The 25,923-nt window shown below is 36.6% G+C and carries 25 protein-coding genes and 1 tRNA gene; 9 read left to right on the top strand and 17 right to left on the bottom strand.

What is annotated here, in order from left to right:
• The 5 genes from PZ892_RS06660 to PZ892_RS06640 all read right to left on the bottom strand — a co-directional run bounded on the left by PZ892_RS06660 (position 1) and on the right by PZ892_RS06640 (position 4,422).
• Positions 1–951 carry a glycosyltransferase family 2 protein gene (locus PZ892_RS06660; RefSeq protein ID WP_094281406.1) on the bottom strand — a complete coding sequence of 317 codons (951 nt, stop codon included), beginning with the start codon at positions 949–951 and terminating at the stop codon, positions 1–3.
• Between the two features lie 64 nt (positions 952–1,015).
• Positions 1,016–1,645: a DUF4199 domain-containing protein gene (locus PZ892_RS06655; RefSeq protein ID WP_182498822.1), complete on the bottom strand. Its 630-nt coding sequence runs from the start codon at positions 1,643–1,645 to the stop codon at positions 1,016–1,018.
• Positions 1,646–1,648: 3 nt separating this feature from the next.
• The gene (locus tag PZ892_RS06650; protein ID WP_277712551.1) at positions 1,649–2,317 is read right to left on the bottom strand and encodes a hypothetical protein; all 669 of its coding nucleotides are present in this window, start codon (positions 2,315–2,317) and stop codon (positions 1,649–1,651) included.
• A gap of 7 nt (positions 2,318–2,324) precedes the next feature.
• Positions 2,325–3,590 carry a dihydroorotase gene (locus tag PZ892_RS06645; RefSeq protein ID WP_277712550.1) on the bottom strand — a complete coding sequence of 422 codons (1,266 nt, stop codon included), beginning with the start codon at positions 3,588–3,590 and terminating at the stop codon, positions 2,325–2,327.
• 265 nt (positions 3,591–3,855) lie between these two features.
• Positions 3,856–4,422 (bottom strand): UbiX family flavin prenyltransferase, encoded by a 567-nt coding sequence (locus PZ892_RS06640; RefSeq protein ID WP_277712549.1) that lies wholly within the window; start codon positions 4,420–4,422, stop codon positions 3,856–3,858.
• Positions 4,423–4,846: 424 nt separating this feature from the next.
• Here PZ892_RS06640 and PZ892_RS06635 point away from each other — a divergent pair, with 424 nt between their 5' ends.
• Complete coding sequence (locus tag PZ892_RS06635; protein WP_094256996.1) at positions 4,847–5,497, top strand: ankyrin repeat domain-containing protein; 651 nt, start codon at positions 4,847–4,849, stop codon at positions 5,495–5,497.
• Here the strand turns inward: PZ892_RS06635 and PZ892_RS06630 are convergent.
• Both PZ892_RS06630 and ribD read right to left on the bottom strand, forming a co-directional pair.
• A complete protein-coding gene (locus tag PZ892_RS06630) occupies positions 5,494–6,780 on the bottom strand; it encodes a DUF2851 family protein (RefSeq protein WP_277712548.1) in 1,287 nt (428 codons plus the stop codon). The genes PZ892_RS06635 and PZ892_RS06630 overlap by 4 nt on opposite strands.
• A 132-nt stretch (positions 6,781–6,912) precedes the next feature.
• The gene (ribD, locus tag PZ892_RS06625; RefSeq protein WP_277712547.1) at positions 6,913–7,959 is read right to left on the bottom strand and encodes a bifunctional diaminohydroxyphosphoribosylaminopyrimidine deaminase/5-amino-6-(5-phosphoribosylamino)uracil reductase RibD; all 1,047 of its coding nucleotides are present in this window, start codon (positions 7,957–7,959) and stop codon (positions 6,913–6,915) included.
• Between the two features lie 122 nt (positions 7,960–8,081).
• Here ribD and prmC point away from each other — a divergent pair, with 122 nt between their 5' ends.
• The gene (gene prmC, locus PZ892_RS06620) at positions 8,082–8,936 is read left to right on the top strand and encodes a peptide chain release factor N(5)-glutamine methyltransferase (protein ID WP_277712546.1); all 855 of its coding nucleotides are present in this window, start codon (positions 8,082–8,084) and stop codon (positions 8,934–8,936) included.
• 1,526 nt (positions 8,937–10,462) lie between these two features.
• Positions 10,463–10,535, top strand: a tRNA-Lys gene (locus PZ892_RS06615).
• Positions 10,536–11,227: 692 nt separating this feature from the next.
• Here the strand turns inward: PZ892_RS06615 and PZ892_RS06610 are convergent.
• From PZ892_RS06610 to PZ892_RS06585, 6 genes are all read right to left on the bottom strand, one after another.
• Positions 11,228–11,674 carry a hypothetical protein gene (locus tag PZ892_RS06610; RefSeq protein ID WP_277712545.1) on the bottom strand — a complete coding sequence of 149 codons (447 nt, stop codon included), beginning with the start codon at positions 11,672–11,674 and terminating at the stop codon, positions 11,228–11,230.
• A 142-nt stretch (positions 11,675–11,816) separates the two neighbouring features.
• Positions 11,817–12,053, bottom strand: a complete 237-nt coding sequence (locus PZ892_RS06605) for a hypothetical protein (RefSeq protein WP_277712544.1) — start codon at positions 12,051–12,053, stop codon at positions 11,817–11,819.
• Between the two features lie 722 nt (positions 12,054–12,775).
• Positions 12,776–13,237 carry a hypothetical protein gene (locus tag PZ892_RS06600; RefSeq protein ID WP_277712543.1) on the bottom strand — a complete coding sequence of 154 codons (462 nt, stop codon included), beginning with the start codon at positions 13,235–13,237 and terminating at the stop codon, positions 12,776–12,778.
• Between the two features lie 212 nt (positions 13,238–13,449).
• Entirely contained in the window at positions 13,450–13,776 is a 327-nt protein-coding gene (locus tag PZ892_RS06595; protein WP_277712542.1) for a hypothetical protein, read from the bottom strand.
• 1,329 nt (positions 13,777–15,105) lie between these two features.
• Positions 15,106–15,579 carry a hypothetical protein gene (locus PZ892_RS06590; RefSeq protein ID WP_277712541.1) on the bottom strand — a complete coding sequence of 158 codons (474 nt, stop codon included), beginning with the start codon at positions 15,577–15,579 and terminating at the stop codon, positions 15,106–15,108.
• 4 nt (positions 15,580–15,583) lie between these two features.
• Positions 15,584–16,150, bottom strand: coding sequence for a hypothetical protein (locus tag PZ892_RS06585; RefSeq protein WP_277712540.1), 567 nt, complete (start codon positions 16,148–16,150; stop codon positions 15,584–15,586).
• Positions 16,151–17,437: 1,287 nt separating this feature from the next.
• Here PZ892_RS06585 and PZ892_RS06580 point away from each other — a divergent pair.
• Both PZ892_RS06580 and PZ892_RS06575 read left to right on the top strand, forming a co-directional pair.
• Positions 17,438–17,740 (top strand): hypothetical protein, encoded by a 303-nt coding sequence (locus PZ892_RS06580; protein WP_277712539.1) that lies wholly within the window; start codon positions 17,438–17,440, stop codon positions 17,738–17,740.
• A 2-nt stretch (positions 17,741–17,742) separates the two neighbouring features.
• A complete protein-coding gene (locus PZ892_RS06575; RefSeq protein WP_182498836.1) occupies positions 17,743–18,069 on the top strand; it encodes a hypothetical protein in 327 nt (108 codons plus the stop codon).
• Between the two features lie 391 nt (positions 18,070–18,460).
• On the opposite strand, the gene PZ892_RS06570 is transcribed toward PZ892_RS06575, so the two are convergent.
• The 3 genes from PZ892_RS06570 to PZ892_RS06560 all read right to left on the bottom strand — a co-directional run bounded on the left by PZ892_RS06570 (position 18,461) and on the right by PZ892_RS06560 (position 21,138).
• Positions 18,461–19,132, bottom strand: a complete 672-nt coding sequence (locus PZ892_RS06570; RefSeq protein ID WP_277712538.1) for a type 1 glutamine amidotransferase domain-containing protein — start codon at positions 19,130–19,132, stop codon at positions 18,461–18,463.
• Between the two features lie 115 nt (positions 19,133–19,247).
• Positions 19,248–20,159, bottom strand: a complete 912-nt coding sequence (locus tag PZ892_RS06565; RefSeq protein ID WP_277712537.1) for a helix-turn-helix transcriptional regulator — start codon at positions 20,157–20,159, stop codon at positions 19,248–19,250.
• 31 nt (positions 20,160–20,190) lie between these two features.
• Positions 20,191–21,138 carry an NAD-dependent epimerase/dehydratase family protein gene (locus tag PZ892_RS06560; RefSeq protein WP_277712536.1) on the bottom strand — a complete coding sequence of 316 codons (948 nt, stop codon included), beginning with the start codon at positions 21,136–21,138 and terminating at the stop codon, positions 20,191–20,193.
• Between the two features lie 274 nt (positions 21,139–21,412).
• On the opposite strand from PZ892_RS06560, the gene PZ892_RS06555 reads away from it, so the two are divergent.
• From PZ892_RS06555 to PZ892_RS06545, 3 genes are all read left to right on the top strand, one after another.
• Complete coding sequence (locus PZ892_RS06555; RefSeq protein ID WP_277712535.1) at positions 21,413–22,027, top strand: hypothetical protein; 615 nt, start codon at positions 21,413–21,415, stop codon at positions 22,025–22,027.
• A 16-nt stretch (positions 22,028–22,043) separates the two neighbouring features.
• Positions 22,044–22,637, top strand: a complete 594-nt coding sequence (locus PZ892_RS06550; RefSeq protein WP_277712534.1) for a hypothetical protein — start codon at positions 22,044–22,046, stop codon at positions 22,635–22,637.
• Positions 22,638–22,731: 94 nt separating this feature from the next.
• The gene (locus PZ892_RS06545) at positions 22,732–23,097 is read left to right on the top strand and encodes a hypothetical protein (protein ID WP_277712533.1); all 366 of its coding nucleotides are present in this window, start codon (positions 22,732–22,734) and stop codon (positions 23,095–23,097) included.
• 65 nt (positions 23,098–23,162) lie between these two features.
• Here the strand turns inward: PZ892_RS06545 and PZ892_RS06540 are convergent, their stop codons facing one another.
• Positions 23,163–24,614 carry a thioredoxin-like domain-containing protein gene (locus PZ892_RS06540; protein ID WP_277712532.1) on the bottom strand — a complete coding sequence of 484 codons (1,452 nt, stop codon included), beginning with the start codon at positions 24,612–24,614 and terminating at the stop codon, positions 23,163–23,165.
• A gap of 209 nt (positions 24,615–24,823) precedes the next feature.
• Here PZ892_RS06540 and PZ892_RS06535 point away from each other — a divergent pair, with 209 nt between their 5' ends.
• On the top strand, positions 24,824–25,663 hold the full coding sequence (locus tag PZ892_RS06535) for a hypothetical protein (protein ID WP_277712531.1): 840 nt from the start codon (positions 24,824–24,826) through the stop codon (positions 25,661–25,663).
• Positions 25,664–25,923: the final 260 nt, after the last annotated feature.

Raw genomic sequence — 25,923 nt, 5'->3', positions numbered from 1 at the left:
TTAGATGACTTCGTCTACATGGTATTTATTTCGATCAGAACCGTTTCTAGAAACGAGCTCCGCCACAAATCCTGTCAAAAATAATTGTGATCCTATTAGGATGGCTACCAATGATAAGTAGAACAAAGGTTGATCCGTTACATTTCTATACTCTGTACCATTGGCAATGCTCATCAACTTTTCGCAAATCAACCAGATGGTAATAAAGAATCCTAACAAAAAGCTGATTACTCCCAATGGACCGAAAAAGTGCATCGGACGTTTGGCAAACTTCCCAACAAAGAAAATAGACATTAAGTCAAGGAAGCCTTTTACGAAACGACCCGGACCAAATTTTGTAGTACCATATTTCCTAGGATAATGCTGAACAACCTGTTCTTGGATTTGACTGAATCCTGCCCACTTCGCCAATACTGGAATATAACGATGCATTTCACCGTATACCTCAATACTCTTGACCACATCCTTCTTATAAGCCTTCAATCCACAATTAAAGTCATGTAGATTGTCAATGCCCGACATGCTACGTGTCGCCGAATTGAACAGTTTGGTAGGAATAGTCTTGGTTAAGGGATCATAACGCTTTTTCTTCCATCCAGACACCAAGTCAGCTCCTTGATTCTTGATCCGGTCGTATAATTCCGGAATCTCATCAGGGCTATCTTGCAAGTCCGCATCCATCGTGATCACAACATCGCCTTCCGCCGCTGCAAAACCAACATTTAAAGCCGCTGATTTTCCATAGTTCCTACGAAAACGAATCCCAATAATATGTTCATCCTGTGCCTTTAAGGACTTGATGACCTTCCAAGAATTATCCTTACTGCCATCATCTACCATAACAATCTCATAAGAGAAGTTATTGGCATCCATGACGCGCTTGATCCAAGCACTCAATTCAGGAAGTGATTCTTCCTCGTTGTATAATGGTATTACTACTGAAATGTCCATAATTAATAAAGAACAAAGGTATCATTTTTGGATGATACCTTTATCATATAAACGTTAGCGTTTATTATGCGTTATTGTCGTTGTTTTCATTACTCTGCCAAGGATGTGCATCACCCGCTGGACTTGCTGTCTTAAACATGGGCTTCTCTTTCCTGAAAATTGCAGCAAAAATCAATGCTAACACAAAATATAATAATAAGGAAATTGCAAGGCCTTTCAAGGTTTGACCAATAGACATGGAACCCAAAGCCTCTTTTTGTTGATCCAATAATTCTAATGTCGCATCAATTTGTTCATCCGATTGATTACTAGCTTCCATCATCTCAATCGTCAGATTTTGCGTATTCTCAATGGCTTCCCGCTGAAAATCCGGATTGATCACATTGAAAACTGTTATGCCGATTAAACCAATCGTTGCAGTGATTGCCAACATGATGAAGATATTCTTTAAGGCAGTGGAAAAATCCCAATACCCACCGTTAGCTTTTCTTAATTGCAATACAAAAAACACTGCGATCGCTATAAAAACAACATAATTTACCACAATGTTTAAAATGGTTGATGTCACGATGGACGTCGAAGTTTTCGAGAAATAAAGTGAAATAATGGAAAGAATAATAGAAATTACTCCTAAAATAACACCATTGATAATGGCTTTTTTCTTTACATCATTTGAAGGGTTGATAGCATCCATGATTTATGAGTTATAGTTTATGATTAGTTGCAATAGGGCAAGATCCAATGCTTTGTTGGGAGCTGCCTCAGCATAGGCTTCCAATTGCTCAGCATTAGGATTTTGTTCATTAAAAAAGGATACCAATGGATAAAACAGGTCCTGTAACTCATCATCTTCTGAAAGACCCTTCGCAATTTTTGAAATCTCAGGATAACTGCTCTCCACCAAGATCTGATTGGCAATTACCTTCTCATAAATTCTATATTCATCCTGAAACTCATCTTCCTCGACCAATAAAAACTCTTTTAAGAAGTCATCCAATGAAGGTTCTACATCATCGTCAGCACATTCACGTAGGTACAATAGAATATTCAATAACTCTGAACCACGATCCAATGTCTCCTCTTCAATAGCTTCCCACTCCTCGGAATCCAAATAATCCTCTTCCAGTTTTTGAACATCCTCCGCGAAGAAATTGATCATCAGTAAATCAAATGCGTATTCACGAAGTTCTTCAAATCGTTGATTATCATCAAAAACGCTATCCATAGCATCCACCTTCTCCATGAATGGTGCTTCTAATTCAAAAGCTGAAGCTAATCCTGGAAGAATGGATTGACCATCAATTTGCTCGATTGTAGCATAATTATTTACAGCAGCTTCTAGAGCTTTTTTTACTTTAGTATCCATATCATAATTAATTGATGTGCAATTTATTATTATTAATTACAGCCAAAACCTGACCCGTTAATTCTTGTCCAAATAATGGACTATTTGCCGATTTAGATTTATTGCTGTCTCTATCAAATATCCATTTTTTCGTTGGACTAAACAACAATAAATTTGCTTCCGCGCCTTCTTCAATCACTGGAACTTCCAATCCAAGGATTTTTCGAGGATTGATCGACAACTTCTCTACAATTTGCTCTACTGTCAACCCTGCCTTCAACAATAATGGTAACACAGTCTGAGAAGCAATGATTCCATTCTTCGCAATCTGAAACTCCACTTGTTTGAATTCAATTTCTTGTGGCGTGTGCTGGGAAACAACCGCATCGATTACCCCATCCTTCAAACCCTTGATCAATGCTTTTACATCTTTCTTGGTACGTAGTGGCGGACTTACTTTATAGTGGCTATCAAAACCTTTAACATCCTCATCTGTAAACACTAAGTTATGCGCAGCTACATCACAGGTTACCTTGATACCCTTGCTTTTTGCCTTCTTGATCAAGTCCACGGCCTCTTCTGTTGAAATGGTACTGAAGTGGATAGGCGCCTCATTATATTCTGCTAAGAACAGGTCTCTGGAAATCATCACGGATTCAGCAAGATTTGGAATACCTTTCATTCCCAAATAGGTGCTGACCTCGCCTTCATTCATCTTGGAATCTGCAGCAATGGAATCATCCTCCGGAAATGCCATAATCAAGCCACCAAATCCTTTTGCATATAATAATGCTCGAGACATCAATCCTGCCTGTTGAATGCTATGTGTTCCATCGCTATAAGCTACCGCTCCAGTGATCTTCATATCATAGAGCTCAGCAAGCTCATTGCCTTCGCGCTTTTTACTGACTGTTCCAACGGGAAAAACATCCACTAGATTTCCTTTCGCCGAATTAACGATCAATGCTACTTCCGAACGACTATGGATAGGCGGATTGGTATTGGGTTGTACAGCTACTGCTGTGAATCCTCCTGCCGCTGCTGCTGCAGTACCCGTCTGAATATCCTCCTTGGTCTCATATCCCGGTTCCCCGAAATTTACATTGAGGTCAAAAAAGCCAACCGAAAGAAAAGAGCCTTTCCCATCGATTACCTGAATCTTCTTGTCTTCTGACTTGATTTGCTTAGCAAGCTGTTCAATCTTGCCATTTTTCACAAGTACATCAACCGTAGACATATGCAGTGGGTGTCCTGCCGAAACCAAAGTCGCAGAATTAATTAATATTGTAGCCATGAATTGAATTGAAAATCAAAAAATTGTGCTGAACGCAATTGTTTAGTTTGTGAAAACCAGCCAGCCAATCATAGGTTCTTTTCCAATGAGCATTTTCAAAAACCTTCTTCAAGTATAAAAACTCCTTATTCGAAGATGTTAACAGCTGTTTCATTAAAAAACAAAAGTACAAAATTCAGTGAATACTGTAATAATATTTTTAGGAATCGTTCTTTTGACACTGAATCTGCTTACTCAATCTTCAGCTTGCGTATGGAAGTCTATGCTATTCTTTCCCCCAACGAAAACTGTCGAGTTCAAAGCCTGCAATATCTAATGCGCGATCAATCACTGTCGCTGCAAGCTCTTCAAATGTTTGTGGACGACTATAAAATGAGGGCGATGCCGGACAAATAATACCACCTGCCTCGGTTATCAGCGCCATATTCTGGATATGTATGCTACTTAAAGGAGTCTCCCGAGTAATCAAAATCAATTTGCGACGCTCTTTCAGGATAACATCCGCGGCACGTGTAGTCAAATCCGAGGAAATCCCATGCGCGATTCTGGCCATTGTCCCCATGGAACACGGAACTACGAACATGGTATCATATTTTGCTGAACCGGATGCAAAGGGCGCCATAAAGTCATTTTTCTGGTAAGTGGGGAAGTCATATTGCTTATAACCATCGTCATCCAGCTCAAAGCGCCACACATCCTTGGCATTGTCGGACATCACGACTCCTACCGCCTCGATCTGATCTGAAAGCTGCTGAAGCTTATCCATTAACACCTTCGCATAGATGGATCCGGACGCGCCAGTGATGGCTACAACGATTTTTTTCTTCCTCATGTTACAAACATATAAAACTTCCCGCAGACTACCTAAAACAGGGTTTTTCCAATGATTTTTAGATGTTTAAACAAATACCCTGAAGTCAAAAAATTACCAATTAGAAATTAAATCTGAAGAACTAAGAAAAAAAGGGTCGAATTAGATTAATTCGACCCTACATCTACCTATGAAAAACATGCCCTTGGGGAGGGCATTACAAAAGTAAAAAAATCATCAGAAAAGTTATAAGACTACCTGCTACAATTCCTATTTTGTAGACAACTAGCTACAAAAATTAAATAGTGTTCGTAACCGAACAAAAAAAATTGTATAGATTACATTTATTATTGGAAAAATTTTTATAAGAAAACAAAGAAATTTAGGCTATTAGTAACTTTAATTTAACTTTTTTTTGTTTATTTCGTAACGAAAAATTAGGACTATGAGTTTGACAGTACTGGAAGAATATATAGAAACCGGAAACTACCAAGATTTAGATTTATTACTTAGCCAAAACCCTGAACTTATCAAGGAAAATACCAGCCATGATATTTCAGCCCTCCTGTTGGCCTGCTATTATCAAAAAACACAGATCGTTCAGGTCATCCTAAAATATATAAAATCCATTACCATCCATGAAGCCTGCGCCGCCGGCCTGACCGAACAGGTGCAGTTTATGGTCGATCAAAAACCGGATGTCATCAATGAATTATCTTCCCATGGATTCTATCCCCTGGGGATCGCAGCACATTTTGGAAAAGAAGATATCGTAAGAATCCTCCTTCGCAACCGTGCTAACCCTAATTCATCATCTCAAAACGGCTATCAGGTTTTCCCATTGCATTCCGCATTGAGTAACAATCAAAATAATATCGCCAAAATGTTGATCGAAGCCGGTGCTGAAGTCAATGTCTTGCAATCATCCCGAATCAGCCCTCTGCACCTCGCTGCACAAGAAGGAAATATCGATTTGATCATTGTATTATTGGAACATGGAGCCAATATCGCCCAAAAGAATGAACTCGGACAGACAGCTTCAGACTTGGCAGCTCAAAAAGGATTCCTCGAAATCGCAGAAATCCTGAAAGCTTAACTCCTCTTTACGATAGATAAGCCAATACCACATTCTAAGCAACGCTTGGAATTACAATAGGCAGACCGCAAATGTAACACGGCTTGGGTTTCCAATGCATTGTACAAGGACATGCCATGTGCCGTATAGCGTTTACAAACTGAATTCACCTCCGGCTTTAATCCCTCCAGCCAATTGACGGCCCGATCCATATAGCTTTGGTTACCAATATAACGGCCATAAGAAAATAACAAGGGGATAAAACAGTTGATTGCCAGCAGATGGAAGAATTGATCCGAAATCCCACAATTATGATTCACCGATTCTTTTTCCAAATGAAAATGCGTCTTCCAAAAGACCGGAATAATCACTTCCGAACAATATCCCCGCAATTCCTCAAGATTTAATGCCGAAGTGATCAATGAAAACCAGGAACTGAACAGAGTGTACATCCCAGCCATTTGTGCCAGCTTTAAGGTCGGAAAATTATAAGGCCGCATCCGCATAAACTTCCATTGAAAAGCAGACAGTTCATTCAACTTATGACTTGATTTCATAAAATCATAGCGCTCCTTCAAACATAGAATATAGGCGTCATCCCCCTTATAAACCTTCAGGAAACCTGCCTGACCAAAAAACAAGGCCTGTATACTATCTCCATTATTCTTAAACTTTTGCATCAGCTTGAGTGATAATATCTGGCTCAGATCCAAAAAAGACTGTTTATTCACCTTGACACCAAATGCAGCTGCCATTAAGCCCAAGCATACCCGCTCCCAATCCCCACGGTAGGAATTCAACATCAAAACCACAATTTTGTATCGATGCTCCAACCTTTCCACCCCCATTCTATTCAACACCTGCAACTTTTGGAATTCCGGAACCTCCGATAAACCATAACTACAGGGCAACCAATGATTATTTTGTAACAATTGATCAATATTCTCCAGAAGTTCCGCATCTACCCTATCCTTCAACTCCAAACAAGGCAATTTGCTCCCATCTTCTGAAAAACAATCCTGCTTCCATTCCCAGAGCACATGCAAAATCACTGCATTATAGGCTTTGTCCATATGATGCCTATGCAAATTCCAATCGCCGGAATCTACATGGATCTCAATATGACCGTGCCATTCCTGATTATTGATTCGTAAATGTGCATGTAAAAAGTCCGGTCCAGAATCGGTATTGTAGTTCCCCGGATGTAAAACCTCAATCGTCTCACCATTCTTGCCGCTAAGCCCCAATGACTTAAACAATCGAAAACGCCAAATAAAATGTAATATATGCTCTGCTATTCGCATGATTAAATATAAATATATTTAATCTGCAATTACTATATTTAACCTATTGATAATATTTAGAAACCATTATCTCTGAACAGCATGATGTTCCATCATGCCTGTAACTAGCTAAAGAATACTTTTTTTTATGTTTTAAGGATTGGGAATATAAATATTCAATCGATCAGAACCGACCAAGGTGCTTTCTTTTAATTGTCCAACAAATTGAGGCGGCTTCATTCCTTCCGCCCATTCTTCTTTGCCCACAAATACCCGGGCTTCATCCCATAATCCAGCCTGAATAAATAAATCCAAGGTCTTCTTCCCACCTTCAATTATGATCGACTGAATATCCATCAGGTATAATTGATATAATATTTGCTGTGGCAAATAGAGATCAAAATTCTCTAATTCTATATATTTCCGATTTCCCTGCCAATCTGTTTTCAGCGCATTAAAAATAATGGTCTCCGCTGAATCATCATAAATTGCCAAATTATCCGACAGTTCCAATTGCTTATCAATCAAGACCCGCTTTGGATTCTTGCCTTCCCATTCCCGAACCGTCAAACTGGGATTATCAATTTCCGCAGTGCGCTTCCCAACCAAGATAGCATCCTCTTCTGAACGCCATTTATGAACCAATTGCTTGCTCGCCGCGTTACTGATCCAGCGCTGCCCTTCAACCGGCGCAAAATAACCATCCGAAGTCTCCGCCCATTTTAATATTACATAAGGCCTAAACTCCTTCAACTTGGTAAAAAACCTACGATTTACCCATTTTGCTTCTTCTTCCAACACTCCTACTTCAGTAACTACTCCTCCCTCCTGCAATTTCTGCAAGCCTAAGCCATTTACTTTGGCAAATGGATCCAAACATGCTATTACAGCCTTCTTGAAGCCCATCGCAACGATCATATCTGCGCAAGGCGGAGTTTTTCCAAAATGCGCACAAGGCTCCAAGCTAACATAGATGGTACTTTCCGAAAACATCTGCCTCGCATGCTCCTCTCCATATTTGGCAATAACGGATTGAACAGCGTTCACTTCTGCATGTGGCCCTCCATAAGGCGATGTATACCCTTCTCCAATAATCTCATTATTCCAGACAATGACCGAACCGACCATCGGATTCGGACTGGTTTTGCCTGCTCCTAAAACAGCCAATTCCAAACATCGTTTCATATAACGCTCATGCATGTTTCAAAGATAGGGATTAGTTTGATTATTGAGATTGCCCTTTCATGACAACAGCAAAATCGCCACTCATCCAATGCCGTTTTCAAAAATACTCCACGCATTTTTTTCGCTACCTTTGCTTTATGGAAACTCTGGGCAGCTTAAGACAACAATTTCTAGCAGATTTAGCTTCAATCTATGATCAAGATGAAATCCGCAGCATTTTTCAGATTTCTACGGAACATATCCTCGGCTATTCCAAACTTCAAATCAGTCTTAAACTGCAGGAAAATCCTTCAACCGAACAAGTGCAGGATTTCCAAGCTATTTTATCCCAACTCCAAACTGGCCGCCCAATTCAACATATTCTTCAAAAAGCCCCCTTCTACGGAATGGAATTTATTGTTTCGGAAGACACCCTGATTCCAAGACCTGAAACGGAAGAATTGGTTGATTTAATTATACAAGACCATATCAACACATCTAACTTAGAAGTTATCGATATTGGTACGGGCACTGGCTGTATTGCCATTAGTCTGGCTAAACACCTTAATCAAGCTGAGGTAACTGCAGTCGACATTTCTGCTGAAGCCATTCAAATTGCCCGCAACAATGCGGAAAACATGCAATGTGCCGTTCAATTCCGTTGCCTGGATATTTTAGAATGGAACCTCGTATTCGACAGCGAACAATTCGATATTATTGTCAGCAACCCACCTTATATCACCCAAGAGGAGAAATATGAAATGCACCGCAATGTCCTACAATTTGAACCGCATACTGCTTTGTTCGTCGAGGATTCTGCTCCACTCCTATTTTACGACTATATTTCATCCTTCGCCTTGCAACATCTCAAAAAAGATGGAACCCTCTATTTTGAAATCAATCAATACCTTTCCCTAGAAACCAAAAACCTTCTGATCAAAAAAGGTTTTAAGACCGTAGACATCATCAATGACATCAATGCAGTCCCTAGGATGATAATAGCTAAATTCTAGGCTTAGAAGGGCTAAAACTTAGTGTTCCTGAATTGATAACTTCAGTACTGCTTTCTCTTCATTTATTTCTTGGAATTATAAGTCATTTTAGTTCTCTCTAAAAATCTTTTTATTTCTGCCTTTTCCTCTATTGTTTCCAGAGGACATCAGAGTTTTAGATGCGACTTTTTGTTTCCATTTATTTTTCCGGCTTATATTTTATCCATAATCGGGAGGAATACTGCTCAAACTATGACCTTCTCCGGACCTCCTTCGGACCTTCTGGGGACTTTTTCCTGACCTTTCTCGAAAAATTTCGAACGAGGCCCGAAGGAACTCAGAAGAAAGTGAGGCGAAAGGTATAGTTTGGGCTGTTGTAAGGTTGAGTAAATGTAGAATTGGGAGTGTAGGGCTAAGGGAAATTGAAAGGGAGGAGATGATTGAGATGAGTGTGTAGAACGGAGGTCTGGAAATGGGTGAAATAGATTAATCCAACAGAAGGGTTCTAAAAATGGATGAGTTGATTAAAATAGATTGTGAATAACGAAGGTCTAGAAATGGTTGAAATAGAATGTTCCAACCGAAGGGTTCTAAAAATGGATGAGCTGATTAAAAATAGATTGTTCTCGCTGCTCACAATGACAAAGTCATGGGGTACAAAAAACAGATTCCTCGTTGCACTCGGAATCCCTCTAATACGAACAAATCTGAAAAGGATTTTATTATCCAAACGGAATTGGAAGAAGAAAATTAAAAATAGATTGTTCGCGTTGCTCACAATGACAAGCTCATTGCTGTAAAAAACAGATTCCTCGCTGCACTCGGAATCCCTCCGATGAAAGAAATCTGAAAAAGGATATTATTATTCAAAGGGAATTGAAAGAAGTAAATTGAAAATAGATTGTTCGCGCTGCTCACAATGACAAAGTCATGGGGGTGATAAAAAACAGATTCCTCGCTGCACTCGGAATCCCTCTCAAACAAAGAATTCTGAAAAGGATATTATTATCCAAACGGAATTGGAAGAAAAAAAAATGAAAATAGATTGTTCGCGTTGCTCACAATGACAAGGTCATAGGGGTAAAAAAAACAGATTCCTCGTTTAACTCGGAATCCCTCTCAAACGAACAATTCTGAAAAGGATATTATTATCCAAACGGAATTGGAAGCAGAAAATTGAAAATAGATTGTTCGCGCTGCTCACAATGACAAGGTCATGGGGGTAAAAAAAACAGATTCCTCGTTGCACTCGGAATCCCTCCGAAGAAAACTCGATTCGGCTAGATAGATTTTTTATTTCATTTTAGGGAAATCCTTGAAGTTTGAAAAGTATTTGGAGGTTAAGCTTTCCTAAATTTTCGCAAAAAACACAAAAAACCATACGGAGATAATGGGAAGTCCATTTTTTTATTCATTTTTTTCAAACTGAAAAACAGCGACTTATTTGATTAAACACAAATTTAAGTTCAAAAGATTTGGCACATATTAAGGATTTTTCTACCTTTGCATCACTTCAAACAACGAAGGGTTCTCGATAAAAGAACAACGATTCCGTAGCTCAGCTGGTAGAGCAATACACTTTTAATGTATGGGTCCTGGGTTCGAATCCCAGCGGGATCACAAAAAAAGCTTCACAGAAATGTGAGGCTTTTTTTGTATCCGCTGGATTCGAAAAAAGAGCTTGCCTGAGTTCGATTCTGGAAGGCTCAGGGTATGTGTTTGGGGTGCGCGGGGCTGAGCCAATCCCAGCGGGATCACAAAAAAAGCCTCAATCACAGATTGAGGCTTTTTTTTGTATCCGCAGGATTCGAAAGAAGGGCCGGCCTGGGTTCGATTCTGGAAGGCTCAGGGTGAGTGTTTGGGGTTGAGGGGCTGAGCCAATCCCAGCGGGATCACAAAAAAAGCCTCACAGAAATGTGAGGCATTTTTTTTTGTGCCCGCCTGGGATTCGAGTAATTGCATGTTCCGGATTGGGCTGTGGGCATGGCGTCTATATAGCTGCGAAGAGAATTTTCCGAATCAGCTCTGTTCTCAAAAGCATTTGCGTCCAAAGATTGATCAATCAGATTATTCCAGAGATATACATCCTTGAAGAGCATATTCACAGAATCAAGAATAGTTGGTTCCTCTTTAACCGGATCAATAGGTTTGGGCGAATCTTGCTTACATCCGGCCAAAATTAGTAGTAAAGCGAGTCGGCTGAATATTCCATTCAATTTGGGCATGATCAATTTGGGTAAGTGTGATATACGACATCTGCAACACCAATATTGTTACCGGTGCTGCAGATAATATGTGGAAGTAAAAACCTGTTACTCCACTTCGATTTCTATAAAGGTCTTGTCGTTGTTCGTAAAATACATGAAAACATCAGTCCAGTATCCCGGGGGATCCTTCTTTCCTGAGGAAAATCTTATAGGTAATGTACTGTATATCCTGTTTCCGTATTCATCCTTGTCGAAGCTCCCATGGATGCCGTAATCGATGTGGAACTTGCCCGCTTTTTCCAGTCTGTATGATTTCCTGAAGGTATAAGTTCGATTATCTTGAGAATATCGTTGAAACCGTAAGTTTTCAGTATTTATGATGTGAAATACGTTAGCATGTACATTAAGATTGTCGACAAAAAAGACTCGGAAATCTGATATATAAAGATCGCTCACTAACCATGAAAAATCTGGCAACTTTAAATTCTCCGCCAGAATTGTTCCATCAATCGAGATCGTGTCACCTACAGCATATACTTTCTTCCTGGGCACAAGCGTTAGCATTACCTCAGATCCCTCAATCCTGTCAATACCTTTAAACGACTCAAAATACTCAAGCTTTTTACATTGTGAAGCCGTGCAGAGTGACAAAATCACCACCGACAAGAATATCACCAGTCTTCTGTTTTTATTATTAATAGCCATATAACTTGAATAATTCTATAATTTCACCATTTGTATTTTTATTTGGATACTGCGCAATAATCTTGCTTTTCAGTTTAGGTATTTCGGTAATATCATTCGTCAATAGCGCATAGATCTGTCCGAATGTTGTGATTTCGTTTTCTGTTTCAGGCACTATGGACTTTTTTTGACATGATACTACAAAAATGGCAAGCATCATAAAAGTTAAGAAACGTGTTCTTTTCATTTTAATTTTTTCGCTAAAATATACACCATTTATATACGAACTAATAATATTTATTTTTTTAATAATTTGTTATCATTAATCGTATTTCTAAAAACTACAACAACACGCAACAATCACTGACTCCCAACAATCCTAAAAAACGGTGGAATAATGAGATTCTTAAAAAGATCCAAATTGACACATAAAATTGAAAACAAAGATTTTCAATAACTCGTATCATTAATCAAAGTTTCATCTGTTTATTATACTTAAGTTTAATGTAAAAAATATGAAGATAGGTTATGCAATAGATTCCATTAAGGACCAGAATTTGGATTTACAAATTAAAGCTCTGGAAAATGCTGGCAGTACCTCAAGATAGGATTGAATCTATATTGTCTATGACTAAAACGCCTAATAAAAGCTTTTCAAATGAGCAGGAAGAAATCTACCAAAGAATTTTCTTGAGTAATAGGAAAGCTCATAAAATAAAGCAGTCAAAGGTTATTAAAAAGATTTCTGGAAAACCTAATCCGTTTATGTAATCGTCAAACTTACTTGTTTCATTCATTGACAATTCAATCTCTTTTTGTGATAGTAAAATCGATTTAACCCCAGATGATACCTCATCCTTTTGCGGAGTACTTAAGTAAATAGGTTTAGGTAGGTCAATCCAATTATTTCGACCCGACCCTTTCTTAGCATATTCCTTAAGGAGATAGAATGAATTTCTAAACTCTATTTTAAATAGTCTGGTTAATATCGTAAATATTTGAACCTGTATCTAAATCGAATGATTGTAAAGAATATTTTCCATCAATTGTTTTGTAAAAACTTGCAACTGACTTGCTTGACAATTGCTCTTGTATAAATGTTTTACCCTCACTTCCAACTTTCCTTGCCCTCTTTGCTTCTTTGTGCTCAATAGTATTGGCAATCTCAACAATCGCCTTCGTATCTTTATCGAAAACTATAAAGCCAGAGGACTTTGTTGTTTGATTTGCTACTGAAGACCAATCAGAGTCGTAATGTACATTAATATGCGTATCAGTACTATATAGTTCTGTCATATGAAGCGAGAGGGTATATTTTATTAATTGTCTAATGTATCTATTCAAATAAAGCATTGATATTTTAGATCGAAGTTCAAGATAGCCTGACTGATCCGTAATATTATGTGACGGAACATCAAAGAAAACATTCATAGGAAGATTCTTTTATACTTAAAAGCCGATAGGAATTCACGTCAATCTTTTGGGATTAAACCTACTTTCAACTTATTCAATCGCCTCAAATCTTCCAATAAAAGGTTCAAGTTTTGTATCCGCTGGATTCGAAAGAAGAGCCCGCCTGGGTTCGATTCTGGAAGGTTCAGGGTATGTGTTTGGGATACGCGGGGCTGAGCCAACTACCTCGTTCAGGGTCGAGTTCGGGGAATACGGGGCTGAACAAATCCCAACAGGATCACCTCTTGGGACAAGTCTAAAAAATTTAGATTTGTCCCATTTTTTTTGACTCGTAACTTGCTGTTATTCTGATAGATAAGTGGGATGGCTGAATTGAGTTTTGTGGTTCGATGTTGTGTACCGTCAAATACCAAAAATTCAGGGAACATCGAACCAATTATTATTCGTTTTTCTTCAATATTGCCGTTTTCATACCTTCTATCGATGTTTGCAATTTTTTTTAGGGCTGATGCCACCAAGTCTTTAATTTCCGTTCCAACCTGCGCTAATTCGTTCAAACGCTTTTCTAAACTTTCGATCTTTCCTTTGATCAGGGATAGTTTAGGAATCTAAAGTCTTTTTTATATTCATTATGCCATCCTTCTCTTCTGGAGATGATCAGCAGGTATGAATGTGATGAGACTCTACCTTGATGCAGCAAAGAAGATCGCTTCGTCACTGGACGTGACGCTGAACAATCTTGCTAGCGAGGCTAGAAGGAAAGCTTTCGACCACCGAATAGTAGAAAGGATAGGATATCGAACAGCTCGAAGAAGGCCAAAAGCAGCATGTATTCGCCTCTGCTCGATGCGTCCCTCGTAAAGAACAAGATTCAGGTAATACTAGAGTAAAAAAGCCTGAACTAAACAGATCGGGGACAGATTTTCCTTTTCCTCAATCAGTCTGCGGTTTGGTATTGCCATTAACCGCTCCAGATAATCAATCACATTTCAGTTTAAGCCGTTTGTAATACCCGATACCAATAGAAGTTTTGACTTTTTTGAATCTCCTAATGTTGTTCCTTCAAAAGTAGTAATGTATGGATTTCTTCATGTCATCAACCAAATATGGTGGAATTATTCCATTAAAACCGTTTACATAAGTAGAATCAATGTGATTATATTTAGAAAGCATAGCAATAATTTCAACATTGATTGGCGTATCGGAAATCTGCCAGAAAGACAGCTTATTATTTATTTATATAAACTCTGTTGGGAATTCAATTGCAAGCGAATCAACTTTATCTTTAGGGTTTGCATAATATTTATTGTCCAGACCAAAAACTGAATCCTCCTCTACTTACTATTAAAAATAGAAAGAAAAATCTTGAACTCAAATAGACCTGCTTCGGACCTCAGCTTGACATTACCCACACCTCACCCACAATTTTGCGAATGAGTCTCGAATGAGGTACGGCTGAGCTGTGGGTGAGCAGGCCGTTTGATTTCGCAATAAACCGTGTTGAAATCCAATGAAGAGGGCTGGGTTTCTGCTGTTATTGGACGGAATTTGCTAAATGACGATTGACAAATTGATCGGTTATGGGACTAATTGAGAAACAGGAATTGTAACAATGTCAATGGCGCTATTTGCCTTATGCTGGATTAGGACAATGAGGGAAAGCAAAGTGTGTTTTTGAAAGAGCTTGTTTCTAAAAGGCATCAAGAAATTCATGCCTGTTGATGATTCAAGGATGTGATGAAAGTATTATTTTGAGCGGACTGGATCCTTTACTTAGTCCACAGCTTTTGTACATGATCCATTACAAGGCAAGGAAAACATATGTGCAATAAATAACACTGCCCAATCTTCATTAGATTGGGCGGTGTTATGAAATATAAAAACAACTACTTTAGTTCCTCCGAAATAAAGTTATCTAAAAGATCTAAACGAACCTGTAACATTTCAGCGTATTCTTTAGTAGGAGGAACCTCTACCGGATAACAATCTTCAACCGATTCTCCATCAAGCACAGTATCAACCCAATCTCGCATAATTGCCACATAGCTTTCAAGCGCTCCTTGAGGATCTCCTCCACTCTCTACATCAATATATGCAGGAGGAATATCGCCAACAACAATCCAAACATACTTATCAACACCACTCACCGCCGGTTCTATCTCAAAAAGAAAGACCCCTAATATCTCCTCCCAATAAACAGCTAACCATCCAGAAAGGATATCCTTGCACCATGTATGCCGTAATAGATAACTCTTCGCTTCTAAAGACAGATTATTTAGACTTTCATCATTTTCTTTGCTTATATCGATCAAACTATCAAAAGTCGATGATTGAGCTTTTAAATTCTTGTAATCATTCATAAAACTACTGTTTTCTTTTTTTATTTATTTCTTTGGCCCATCTTTTGAAATCACCTTTAAGTTTATGTGTTTCTTGATGTAACAACCAAGATTGAGGAAGGATATTATCAAGATCATTGCTACCACCATCTTTTAATGCTTTCCGATGACTTACGCTCTGATTTCTTCCAGCATACTTTTCATTGCTCCTTCCATCTGGCAAAAAGTCAGGCTCTTTGGGCCATGAGTCATTATTGGCCTTCTCCCATTGCTTTCTAAGCGTAGCAGAAGCAACTCTTTTCGTCCCTGCCTTGGCTACTTGCTTCAGTGTGTGCGAGACGGCTGTCTTAGTTCCTCCAGAAAACAGATCAATCAAGTTCTCCACTGCTCGGAACTCCGAATAAGTAGTAGCATGTATACTCCTTTCCCCTGGCGTAGGAGATTCTTGTTGACTATAGTTCGTGCCTATTCCAGATGTGTACTCCACATCAACATCCATCTCCCATTGAGTAATCCCACCATCACGAAACACTTTATCAAGGTCAATAACTGTTACGCCCCAGTCCAAGTATCTTACATTGTTGTTTGACACTTAATTCATGGTGTAAGGGGAAAATAAGATTGCATTTTTCTGACAGACTCAATTCCCCAATACTTTTTTTAGGAAATCTACCTGAACCTAAAGTTCTCCTATTTTGGAATACAGCTCTTTTTCCTCCAAGCTATCATCCTCAGTAGAGGATTTATCGGATGGAAAAACCGAATCTGCATTCTCTAAAAATTCTTTCTTCCAGGTGTTGATCTAGGTAGGATGTAAGTCGTATTTAGAAGCCAACTCCTGAATGGTTTGCTGCTCCTTAATCGCTTCAATGGCTACCTTTGCCTTAAAACTTGCGCTGAATTTTCTGAGTTCTTTTCTCATTTTCAAACTACTAAGTTAAACATTTCCAGTTCAGCTTCTGGACTAAAATTTTCGGATGGGCAAATTATCTGGTGTCAGACAATAGCAACTATCTTTATGATTATCGAATCGCTGAGAATCTGCTCCATAGGCATGTTCTTATTCAGAGCCCACATATGGAAAGGATCGAAAAAACCCTAAATGGAAAAATTTTAAAATTAGATAAAAACAAAAAGATAAAATCATCGAAACCTTGTTAAAATTAAGCTCAAAAAATCTGATAATACAAGTTATTTCTATATAAAACCTACGAACACTAACAAATCTGTTCGTGTTATTGTTGATATTAATAAATTAAATGATTCGCAAAAAGCCGCATTTGCTAAGGACTTTATTTTGAAGACTATCTTTAAATAAATTATTGTCACTCTAAAAGGCTTGTTAATAATTAATCTCTGGCTTTATGTATTTGAATTGAGAAGGCATATAAAGGATTATTTTTCTTTGGGATGAGGTATTAAGGGCCAATTTCTGTGGTGGTCACATAACCGCAGGATTTAGCAAAGGAAAGAAAAAACACTACCTGTATTACCATTTTGTAAAACATAGCTCTGTCAATATCTGTTAGTGCCAATGAAAAATATCTGACAAAAAAAAATTGCCATAACATCGAGATTAAATGTGTCCGGATAAAACAATATTTTATTCAATATTACCAACCAGCGACATAAACCTATAGGTATAATAACATCCCATAAAATGTTTTACAAACAAATCAAAAATGTATCTTAAATTAGTCTAAAAGCTGCCCAGAATATGGGTGGATTATTAATCTAGTAGTAATAACCCAAATTAGACTTCAATTATGCTTGGAATAAGGTGGACCAGATGGAGTCAATGCTTAACTCCATGTATATCTAATCAAGTCTAATCAAAGAAATTGACTATAAAATTTTAATTTTTAATAATGAATGAAATATGATAGGGTTTGAGATTACGATAAATAATAATCGTCCAATAGCTATTGCGAGCGATAGTTCTCAACTTTTTTTAACAACAGATCAAAAGAATATTTATTTATTTTCAAGTGGAATTGATAGAAATGAAAATCGATTGAAATGGGCGGACTTGAAATTAAATAAAGGAGATAGACTAACTATTAAAGTAAAAGAGTTGGATATGATAACTCCGCCTTTATCCATTGAGAAAGAGGATATCAATTACTTAAAGGAAACATATTATAGGCTTAAAGCCAAACTTGAAAAGAAAGGGTTAATATAATCATGATTGGCTTTATTACAAATCGGAATAGCCATGAATTCCGAATTCCAGATCACCTAGTGTTTACTATTAATATCGATCAACAAAAATTTATTGTTGAAGGATCTGGTTATCTGTTTTCATTACAGAAATTAAAACCAGGTTTCGAATATGATTTTTTAATTACTGAATTTGATGAACCGTCTCAATTATTATCTCCAATGGATGATGCAGCTGAAATTGACCAACAACTTGTAGAGATGATAAATGATGAAAATTGGCAATTGCAACAAGATTTGCAGGAATTTCGAAGATTAGAAACGATATTGAAAGCAGAAGGAATTATTTAATCTCACCCTCCTTCCCTGGGCAAAACTGTTCTTTGTCTATCAATTCTACTCTATCTGATGTTTTCATTTCTTCAATAAAATTGAATAATATTCGATAATCTTTTTATTTAATGGCCTCAAATCTTAAATTTATTAGTTTAAGCTTTATCCCAGCGGGATCACAAAAAAAGCTTCAATCATAGATTAAGGCTTTTTTTTATCTGCTGTATTCAAAAGAAGTGTTAGCTTGGGTTCCAAGTTTTAGAATTTTAAAACAACTTTCTTATTTAATAACATATAGTTGATACCTTATAAAAATTTATTAATTTTTATAAGGTATCTAAATAGCCTGGGGAGTATGGTTTAAATAACTCAACTAATTTCTGTTCATCAAAGTTTATATTTTTTTCAGTTACTCAACAACTACTTTTGCCATTTCCCTTGAACTGAACGGATTTTGGCCAGTTATCAAATTACCATAAACAACTACATTGGAGGTCATTGGGATCAGAGCTTTTTTAAAATTGGCACCTCGTTCTTTGATGGCAGCTTCAAGATTGAACGGTACTTCCCCTTTTCTTCTAGCAATGCTTTCCTCAAACCAGTCAAATCCTGTCATTGATTTTCCTTTGATCATATACTCACCATTGGTTAGCCTTACATTTAACAATCCACCTACACCATGACAGATTGCGGCGACCATTTTCCCGTTTTCGAATTGTTTACTGATAATGTTTTTAATATTCTCATCATCTGGAAAATCATACATTGTTGCATGCCCTCCAGCAAGATATACAGCATCAAAAGATTCATTTATTACTTCGTTTAGATCTTTTGAATGGTTCAGCTCTTCCATAAATAATGGATCTTCATAAAAATCTTTTGATACTTTATCAAGAACAAATGGTTTAAGACTTTCAGGGTCAATTGGTACATGACCTCCCTTTGGACTTGCTATTGTTATTTTCCATTTGTTCTCTTTGGCTTTATGATAAATATGGGTAAGCTCACTGAGCCATAATCCAGTTGGCAGGCCGCTTGTATATTTATCGACATTGGTAACTATTAATAAAAGCTTTTTCATAGATAACTTATTTGAATACCATAAAATTCGCAATATTAGATTATTTGGAAGTAGCTAAATTAAAGGAGTTACTAACTAAATCTCTGTTTTTCAACTTTTGTTTTAAAGCGATGTGCTAATTTAATGATGATCTGAATTGCAGTGGGGAAAGTGATGTTCGGCTTTTAAAAAGACGGTGAAATGATTGCGGATGTTCAAATCCAAGCTGATAAGCAATTTCTGAGACCGAAATTGAGGTATTAGAGAGCAATTCTTTTGCTTTCTCGATTAATCTATTCTGGATATGCTGCTGCGTGGTTTGCCCTGTTTGCACTCTTAACATATCGCTCAAATAATTTGCACTTAGGTGTAATTTATCAGCAATGGAGTGAACAGAAGGTATTCCGCTAATGGATAAATTATCATTTTTGAAATAATCGTCCAGTAATAGTTCCAACTTGGAAAGGAGGTCACTATTCACTTTCCTGCGGGTCAAAAATTGGCGGTTATAGTAACGGTCACAATATTTTAACAAAAGTTCAAGGTTCGAGACAAGTAAATCTTGAGTAAATGAATCCATGTTGATATCAATTTCCTGTTCAATATTCGCTATGATATCAAAAATGGTTTTCTCTTCCTTTACAGAAAGGTGCAAAGCTTCATTGGCCGAATAGGAAAAATATCCATATTCTTTTATGTTGGCTGCCAATCCATAACCATGCAGAAAATCCGGATGTACCAGCAGGACAAACCCTCTTACTTTATTAAGCAATATATCATCAAACCGAAGGACCTGATGTGGTGCAATAAAATACATGATACCTTCATCAAAATCATAGTATTGCTGGCCATATCTGCATTTTCCACCTGCACAGTCCTTTTTTAGGGCAATAACATAAAAGTCAGTGCTGATTGCATTGAGAAAAGTTTTCGATTCCAGATTAACATCATCAAAATTAAATACACTAATCAGCGGATTAGCAGGTTTCTCCAACCCTAAGAATTGATGAAGTGTACTTATTGATGATACTTTTTCCGGAGTATTCATATGTTTATTTTCATATTTAAACATGACTAATTTACTTAATTATTTTGTTTCCTAATCGTTGTTCATCTTTGATAATACTGATTCCCTGCTTATATGATGTGACCTGAAAGTCTGGAAATTTTTTTCTGAATTTTGAATCGTCAAATATATTATCATGTTCATATCGAGGAAGAAGCTCCAGTAATTCCTTTAAACTTTTGTTAAAAAATGAACCTATTTTAAACATCAATTTTGGAATAACAGAATATTTCAGGTCTCTGCTATAAATGCTTGAAGCTATTTGGATAAACTCTTTATAGGTAGAATGGCTTTTATCTACTGGGAGATGCCATGTCTGACCAAATGCGTCAGGGGTGTTCCCAATTAAAGCAGTAGCCCGACTTGCATCAGGAGTCCAAATCAGGCTTCTTTTCTTATTTACGCTCAAAGGAACTTTCAATCTTTTACCTTCTTTTATGTTGTTAAAAATCAAGGTATTTGTAATACTCTGCGTTTTGCCAGGACCATAAAATTCTGGAGCACGACAAATAACCGCTTCCAATTCACCGGATTCAATTTCCTTTAACAGCATTTCCGCCATTTTTCTTCTAACTCTACCCTTTCTTCCCACTGGGGCAAAAGCTGTTTTTTCGGTCAATACCCGATCATCCTGGGGATACATATATGTATTATCAAAGAAGACCAATTTTGTATTATTAATCTTACAGGCATCAATTACATTACGAAGGATAAGCGGAAACTGCCTTTCCCAAAGATCTGAACTGATAGGAAGTCCTAATGTAAAATAGGCAACATCACTGCCTTTTACCGCCTCTATCGCTTTCTCACGAATCGATAAATCTGCAGAAAAAACTTCGTCGGTGTCATTTACCTTTTTCGCAGCTCTACTGACAATTCGTATTGATGAAGTAAAATTTCTTTTAAGTTCTCTTGCGAGTTCTTCACCAATCTGACCATTAGCCCCTAATATCGTTTGCATATCTTTTGCTGTTTAAATTATAATACAAATTTCAGAAACCTACCTAAATGCAGAGTATCTGAATTAACGAAAGTTGTAACTTAATCTCTGATACATCCCTGATTCACATTAAAATCCTCTAACTGGCTAAATATATCATTTGAGTATTTGTATCTAATCAAGGAAATTTGCCAAGTAGTGTTTATTAAAAAAATAGTAAATTCAAAATGAATAATGAACAGAACATATTCATCCATTCTAAAAAGAGACAGTAACGTTTATTAGCTATCATAACATGAAAAAGACAATATTATTTCTTTTTGTTATTACACTATTTTCTTGTCAAGGAAGCTCAAATAGAGCGCACCAGGAGGACAACAAAGCAGTTTCAAAAGGAGATGATGTAGTTGCCTCGGTTAAATCGGATACTGCTTATGAATCAAGTGATGTGATGCAAGAAAAGGATATCCGCTTCAATGGTAAACTAAAAAGGTTTTTCACGCTCAAAGAGTTTGAACAGGTTTTTGGCAGGCCAGACAGTATCAGGTTGTTGAAGGATGAAGAACCATGTGTCACTATCTTCGGTACTGAAGCCCCGGAGGATAAATACTTGTACAAGAACGGTTCGCGTTTTGAAAATAATAAAGACAGTATTGCCGTGGATGAGTTTTGGTTCCAGCAAGGAAATTTTATCACTTATAAGGGCATCAGAATTGACGCCGAAACAACAATGGAAGATATCCAGAAATTGTTTCCTACTGCCGTAAAAGGAATGTTAGGACTCGACAAAGAAGGAAAACTATGGGTCGTTAAGCTCAGGGAAGATGAAAACGGTTTATCCGATGGGCATATCAAACTGTTTTTTAAAAACAACAGGGTTTATTTTATGCACTGGTGGTTTCCCTGCTAATAATAATTTGAGGAATATGGTAAAATTTACTACTATTTTATTGATAGCCGCATATTTTCTTTCATCTTGCTATGACAAGTCGCAAAAGGTAAATAGGTTATCACAAACAAAAACGGAATCTGCCATTGAAAAAGACGTCCTTGCAGATACTGCTAAAGAGATCTCCCCTACTTCAATCCAGTTGTTGAAAACACTTCCAATCCGAAATTTTCCGATAACTGACAGCACAGGTTTCGATAATTTTAATCAGATCGGGATTCCTGATAACGGATTTTTAAAACGTATTCAATTTAATCCGGAACATACTGAAGCAAAAAATTTCAGATTGAATTATAAAATACCCTTTTCCGAAAGCTTTACCTCCTTAGTGATTACCTATCAGCGCGGCGAACATGAGTTAATCAGCATGTTGTTAACAGTGAGTAAGGAAGAAAAAATAATAGATAGCTTGGAAATTTCTTATGATGAGATAGCGGAGTCTGCGTTTTCAAAATCCAGTATGATAGAAAAGAACAAAATAACCGTAACGGACTGGAACTGGATGAGTGGAGATGAACCGATCTCTGAAACGCATAGATATAAGCTGAATAGCAATGGTACTTTTGAATAAATTGAAAGGAATTCCGAAAAATTCAGCGATCAAAATATATAGCATGAAAATTAATTTATCGAAAGGATTAATTCGTTCAAATAAAATTATACGGATGACAACAAAACTACTTTTATCAGCTATACTTTGGAGTTTGGTTTGTTGTACTCCCTATAAATTTAAACGCTATGAAGGTTTTATCTATCAGGCGGAAAAACCACTCCCCCATGTCGAAATTTTCGAGCAGGATAATCCCGAGAATAGTACGCAGACCGATGAGGATGGATTCTTTAGTTTAAACAAACGAGATGGCGCTGTGTCCAGGTTTTTAATGGTCAGAAAAAACAATGCCATCATTGACTCCATACAGGTAATCCGTACGTCAGCTGGAGAACAGCTTGCATACTATTTTACTGAAAGCAGGAAAGACACCTTATTCCTTAAACCGGATACAAACGGGATGAATTTAGAAAGGAAGTAATTTTATTTGGGATATTATTCCTTTTTCAGGACTAGTCAGAAATTATTGGCGGCTCTAATCAGTAGTTAATCTCGCAATAGTAAACTTATACTATTCAGAATTTCTTTTGAGCCAGGACGCGGTGCATTTGCATTCCAAATATTTCCATTTGTATCTAGCAATACATAACGTGGTATTGATTTTATCTGTAATTCTTTAAGCAATTTATTATCCCCACCTACCAAATAACTGTTATCCATATTGAGTTTATATTTTTCAACTGCTTGTTGCCATTTTTCCATATCCTGATCTATGGAAAAATAAAGAATAGAAAACTCATTTTCTGAATATCTTTCTAATAATTTATTTGAATTAGGAAACTCTGCTATACAAGGTTGGCACCAACTTGCCCAAAAATCAATTAAAATTACTTTTCCCTTATGCTTATCTATTATATCTTTTAACAAAATAGGGTTATTAGATTTGGAGTTTAAATAGCTTCCATTGGCAAGTAAATCTTGTTTATGATTGAGCATAGTGACTTTTTTTGTTAAAAAATTAGAATATGGCATTTCTAATTTTACAAAATTTCGGTAATGATCTTTAGCGATAATATCATTCATAATCGCTAGATAAACATATCGAGAAAGAAGGAAATCTTTGGCTTGAGGTTGTATATTCTTGCTAATAAAACTAATAGCAGAATCGAATTTTGTTCTATTATCTAATATATCCTGAATATTAGCTGCCAAATTAACCAAATTGCTATTCACGAAATAATATGGAAAACTCCCCTCAAAACCTAAGCTACTTGCACTGGAAGAAACAACAGATAATTTTGAGGTAAATAGATTTAAATCCTCTAAAATCTTTCTATTATTTTGATACAATAAGATAGAATCATTCACTGCTGCAATATTAATAAAATCATTACTCACCTTTAATGCCGAATCAGACATCGTAAATTTTTCATGATATTCTTGTAAAAATTTTAACCGATCTTGTTTAAGTTTATTTATTTCAGTTTCAACTAAATTGATATTAACCTGCGAATTAACTCTTCTATGTTGTGGCGGTAAGTCGAAAACAAAAGGAAAAATTGCCCCATGTTTTCTTATTACTTCCTGCATAAATGTTATAAAATCATTTCTTTGTTTATTATTACTTCGAATAACAACAGAACCATCTGCTTCTGATCTAGAAAAATAAATGCTGTCTCCTTCAGAAACCCAAATAGGAGCTTGACTTTTATCAGATAATATAATAAATCCATCAGGCCCTGATAAATCAATTGATAAAGAATCTAATAGTTTGAATGGTATCCCGAAAAAAAGAGAATCATGTTGAAGAAAATTTAAATTCAAATCGTTGATTTTAGCTCCTTTATTTTCTAAAATAAAAATAACCTTATTACTTTTTTCGGTATTAATATTTGCAGATACCTGGGTAGATATTTTTGATTCATTGTTTACAGAACTTAAACAAGAAAATAGGCTTAATACAGATAATAACAAAGTAAATTTATGCGTTTTTAACATAAAGATATTATTTTGTCAAAATAAGTAATTGATTAAAATTATAAACACTAAATTAACTCAAATATTAAAATTTAACAACTATCACTGTACCACAATATTCTTCTTGCAGATTCTTTTAGAAAAAATGCAACATTCTGAAATGAAGTTCACTCTTTCATGTAATTACGATATATTAGATAACCAATCTTTCGTAAATATTATTGGTTAATATGATGCAAGAATTTTATATAAAAGAGTTTTTACATATTCCCGGAATTAGTTCCGCCTCTGGATTGGAATTTTTGGATGGGCATATTTATCTAGTATCAGACAATAGCAACTATCTTTATGATTATCGGATCTCAGAGAATCTGCTCAATAGGCATGTCCTTTTACCATGCCCGCAGATGGAAGAGATCGAAAAACCTCAAAAACTAGACCTGGAAGCAATGCTCTTTACTGCTGACCGAATATATACTTTCGGCTCTGGTTCTACTCCTGTGCGGGAACGGGGATTTTCCATTTCCAAAAATGACTGGAAGAGTACAGAGCTGGACATGAGAGATCTGTACAGTGCTATGAAAAAGTCGGCTAATATTACGTCTTCTGATTTTAATATTGAAGGGGCAGCGATCCATGGAGACAGCTGGATTTTCTTAAACCGTGGAAATGGTCCAGCTGGCCGTAATGTAACTTTCAAGGTTGAAGGAGATGATTTATTCAAGGACTTTAAGATTACATCCTTTGAAATTGACTTACCCCAGATTGATGGTTTGGTATTTGGTTTTTCAGGTGCTTCGGTAGTAGCTGATTCACTTTATTTCATCGCCACTGCAGAAGATGGATTATCAACTTATGACGATGGTGAAATCGGAGGAACAATATTCGGAAAACTAGATTTAAACAATATGAGAATTGATCACTGTCAAAAAATTTCAGCAGATCAGAAATTTGAAGGTATTACTCATTTTGAAATGCAAGCAGATATGATTTCTTTCCTATTGTGTGAGGATAGCGACGGTAGTTCCAATTTAACTACGATATTCAAGCTCGATATCAAACATTCATAATGAAAAATTCCATTTATCTGTTCTGTAAAATCTATCAAATACAATTTAGCTGTTAACTAGCCTTTCTATCTTATTTAACTAGAGATTTTGCAAAGCTTGTTTTACCAAGTCTTTGTTTGGCTTAGACACAGAATCACAAAACATAGCATTAATTAACAACAAATCAGAAAACCCAAACTTAATTTTAAGTTAAATCACATATTAACTCCATTAATGATTTAACGATGTTTTAACACAAGGCATCCATAATAGACATACTG

The organism is Sphingobacterium sp. WM (assembly GCF_029542465.1).
Taxonomy (GTDB): domain Bacteria; phylum Bacteroidota; class Bacteroidia; order Sphingobacteriales; family Sphingobacteriaceae; genus Sphingobacterium; species Sphingobacterium cellulitidis.
This window is presented reverse-complemented; position numbering and strand designations above follow the sequence as displayed.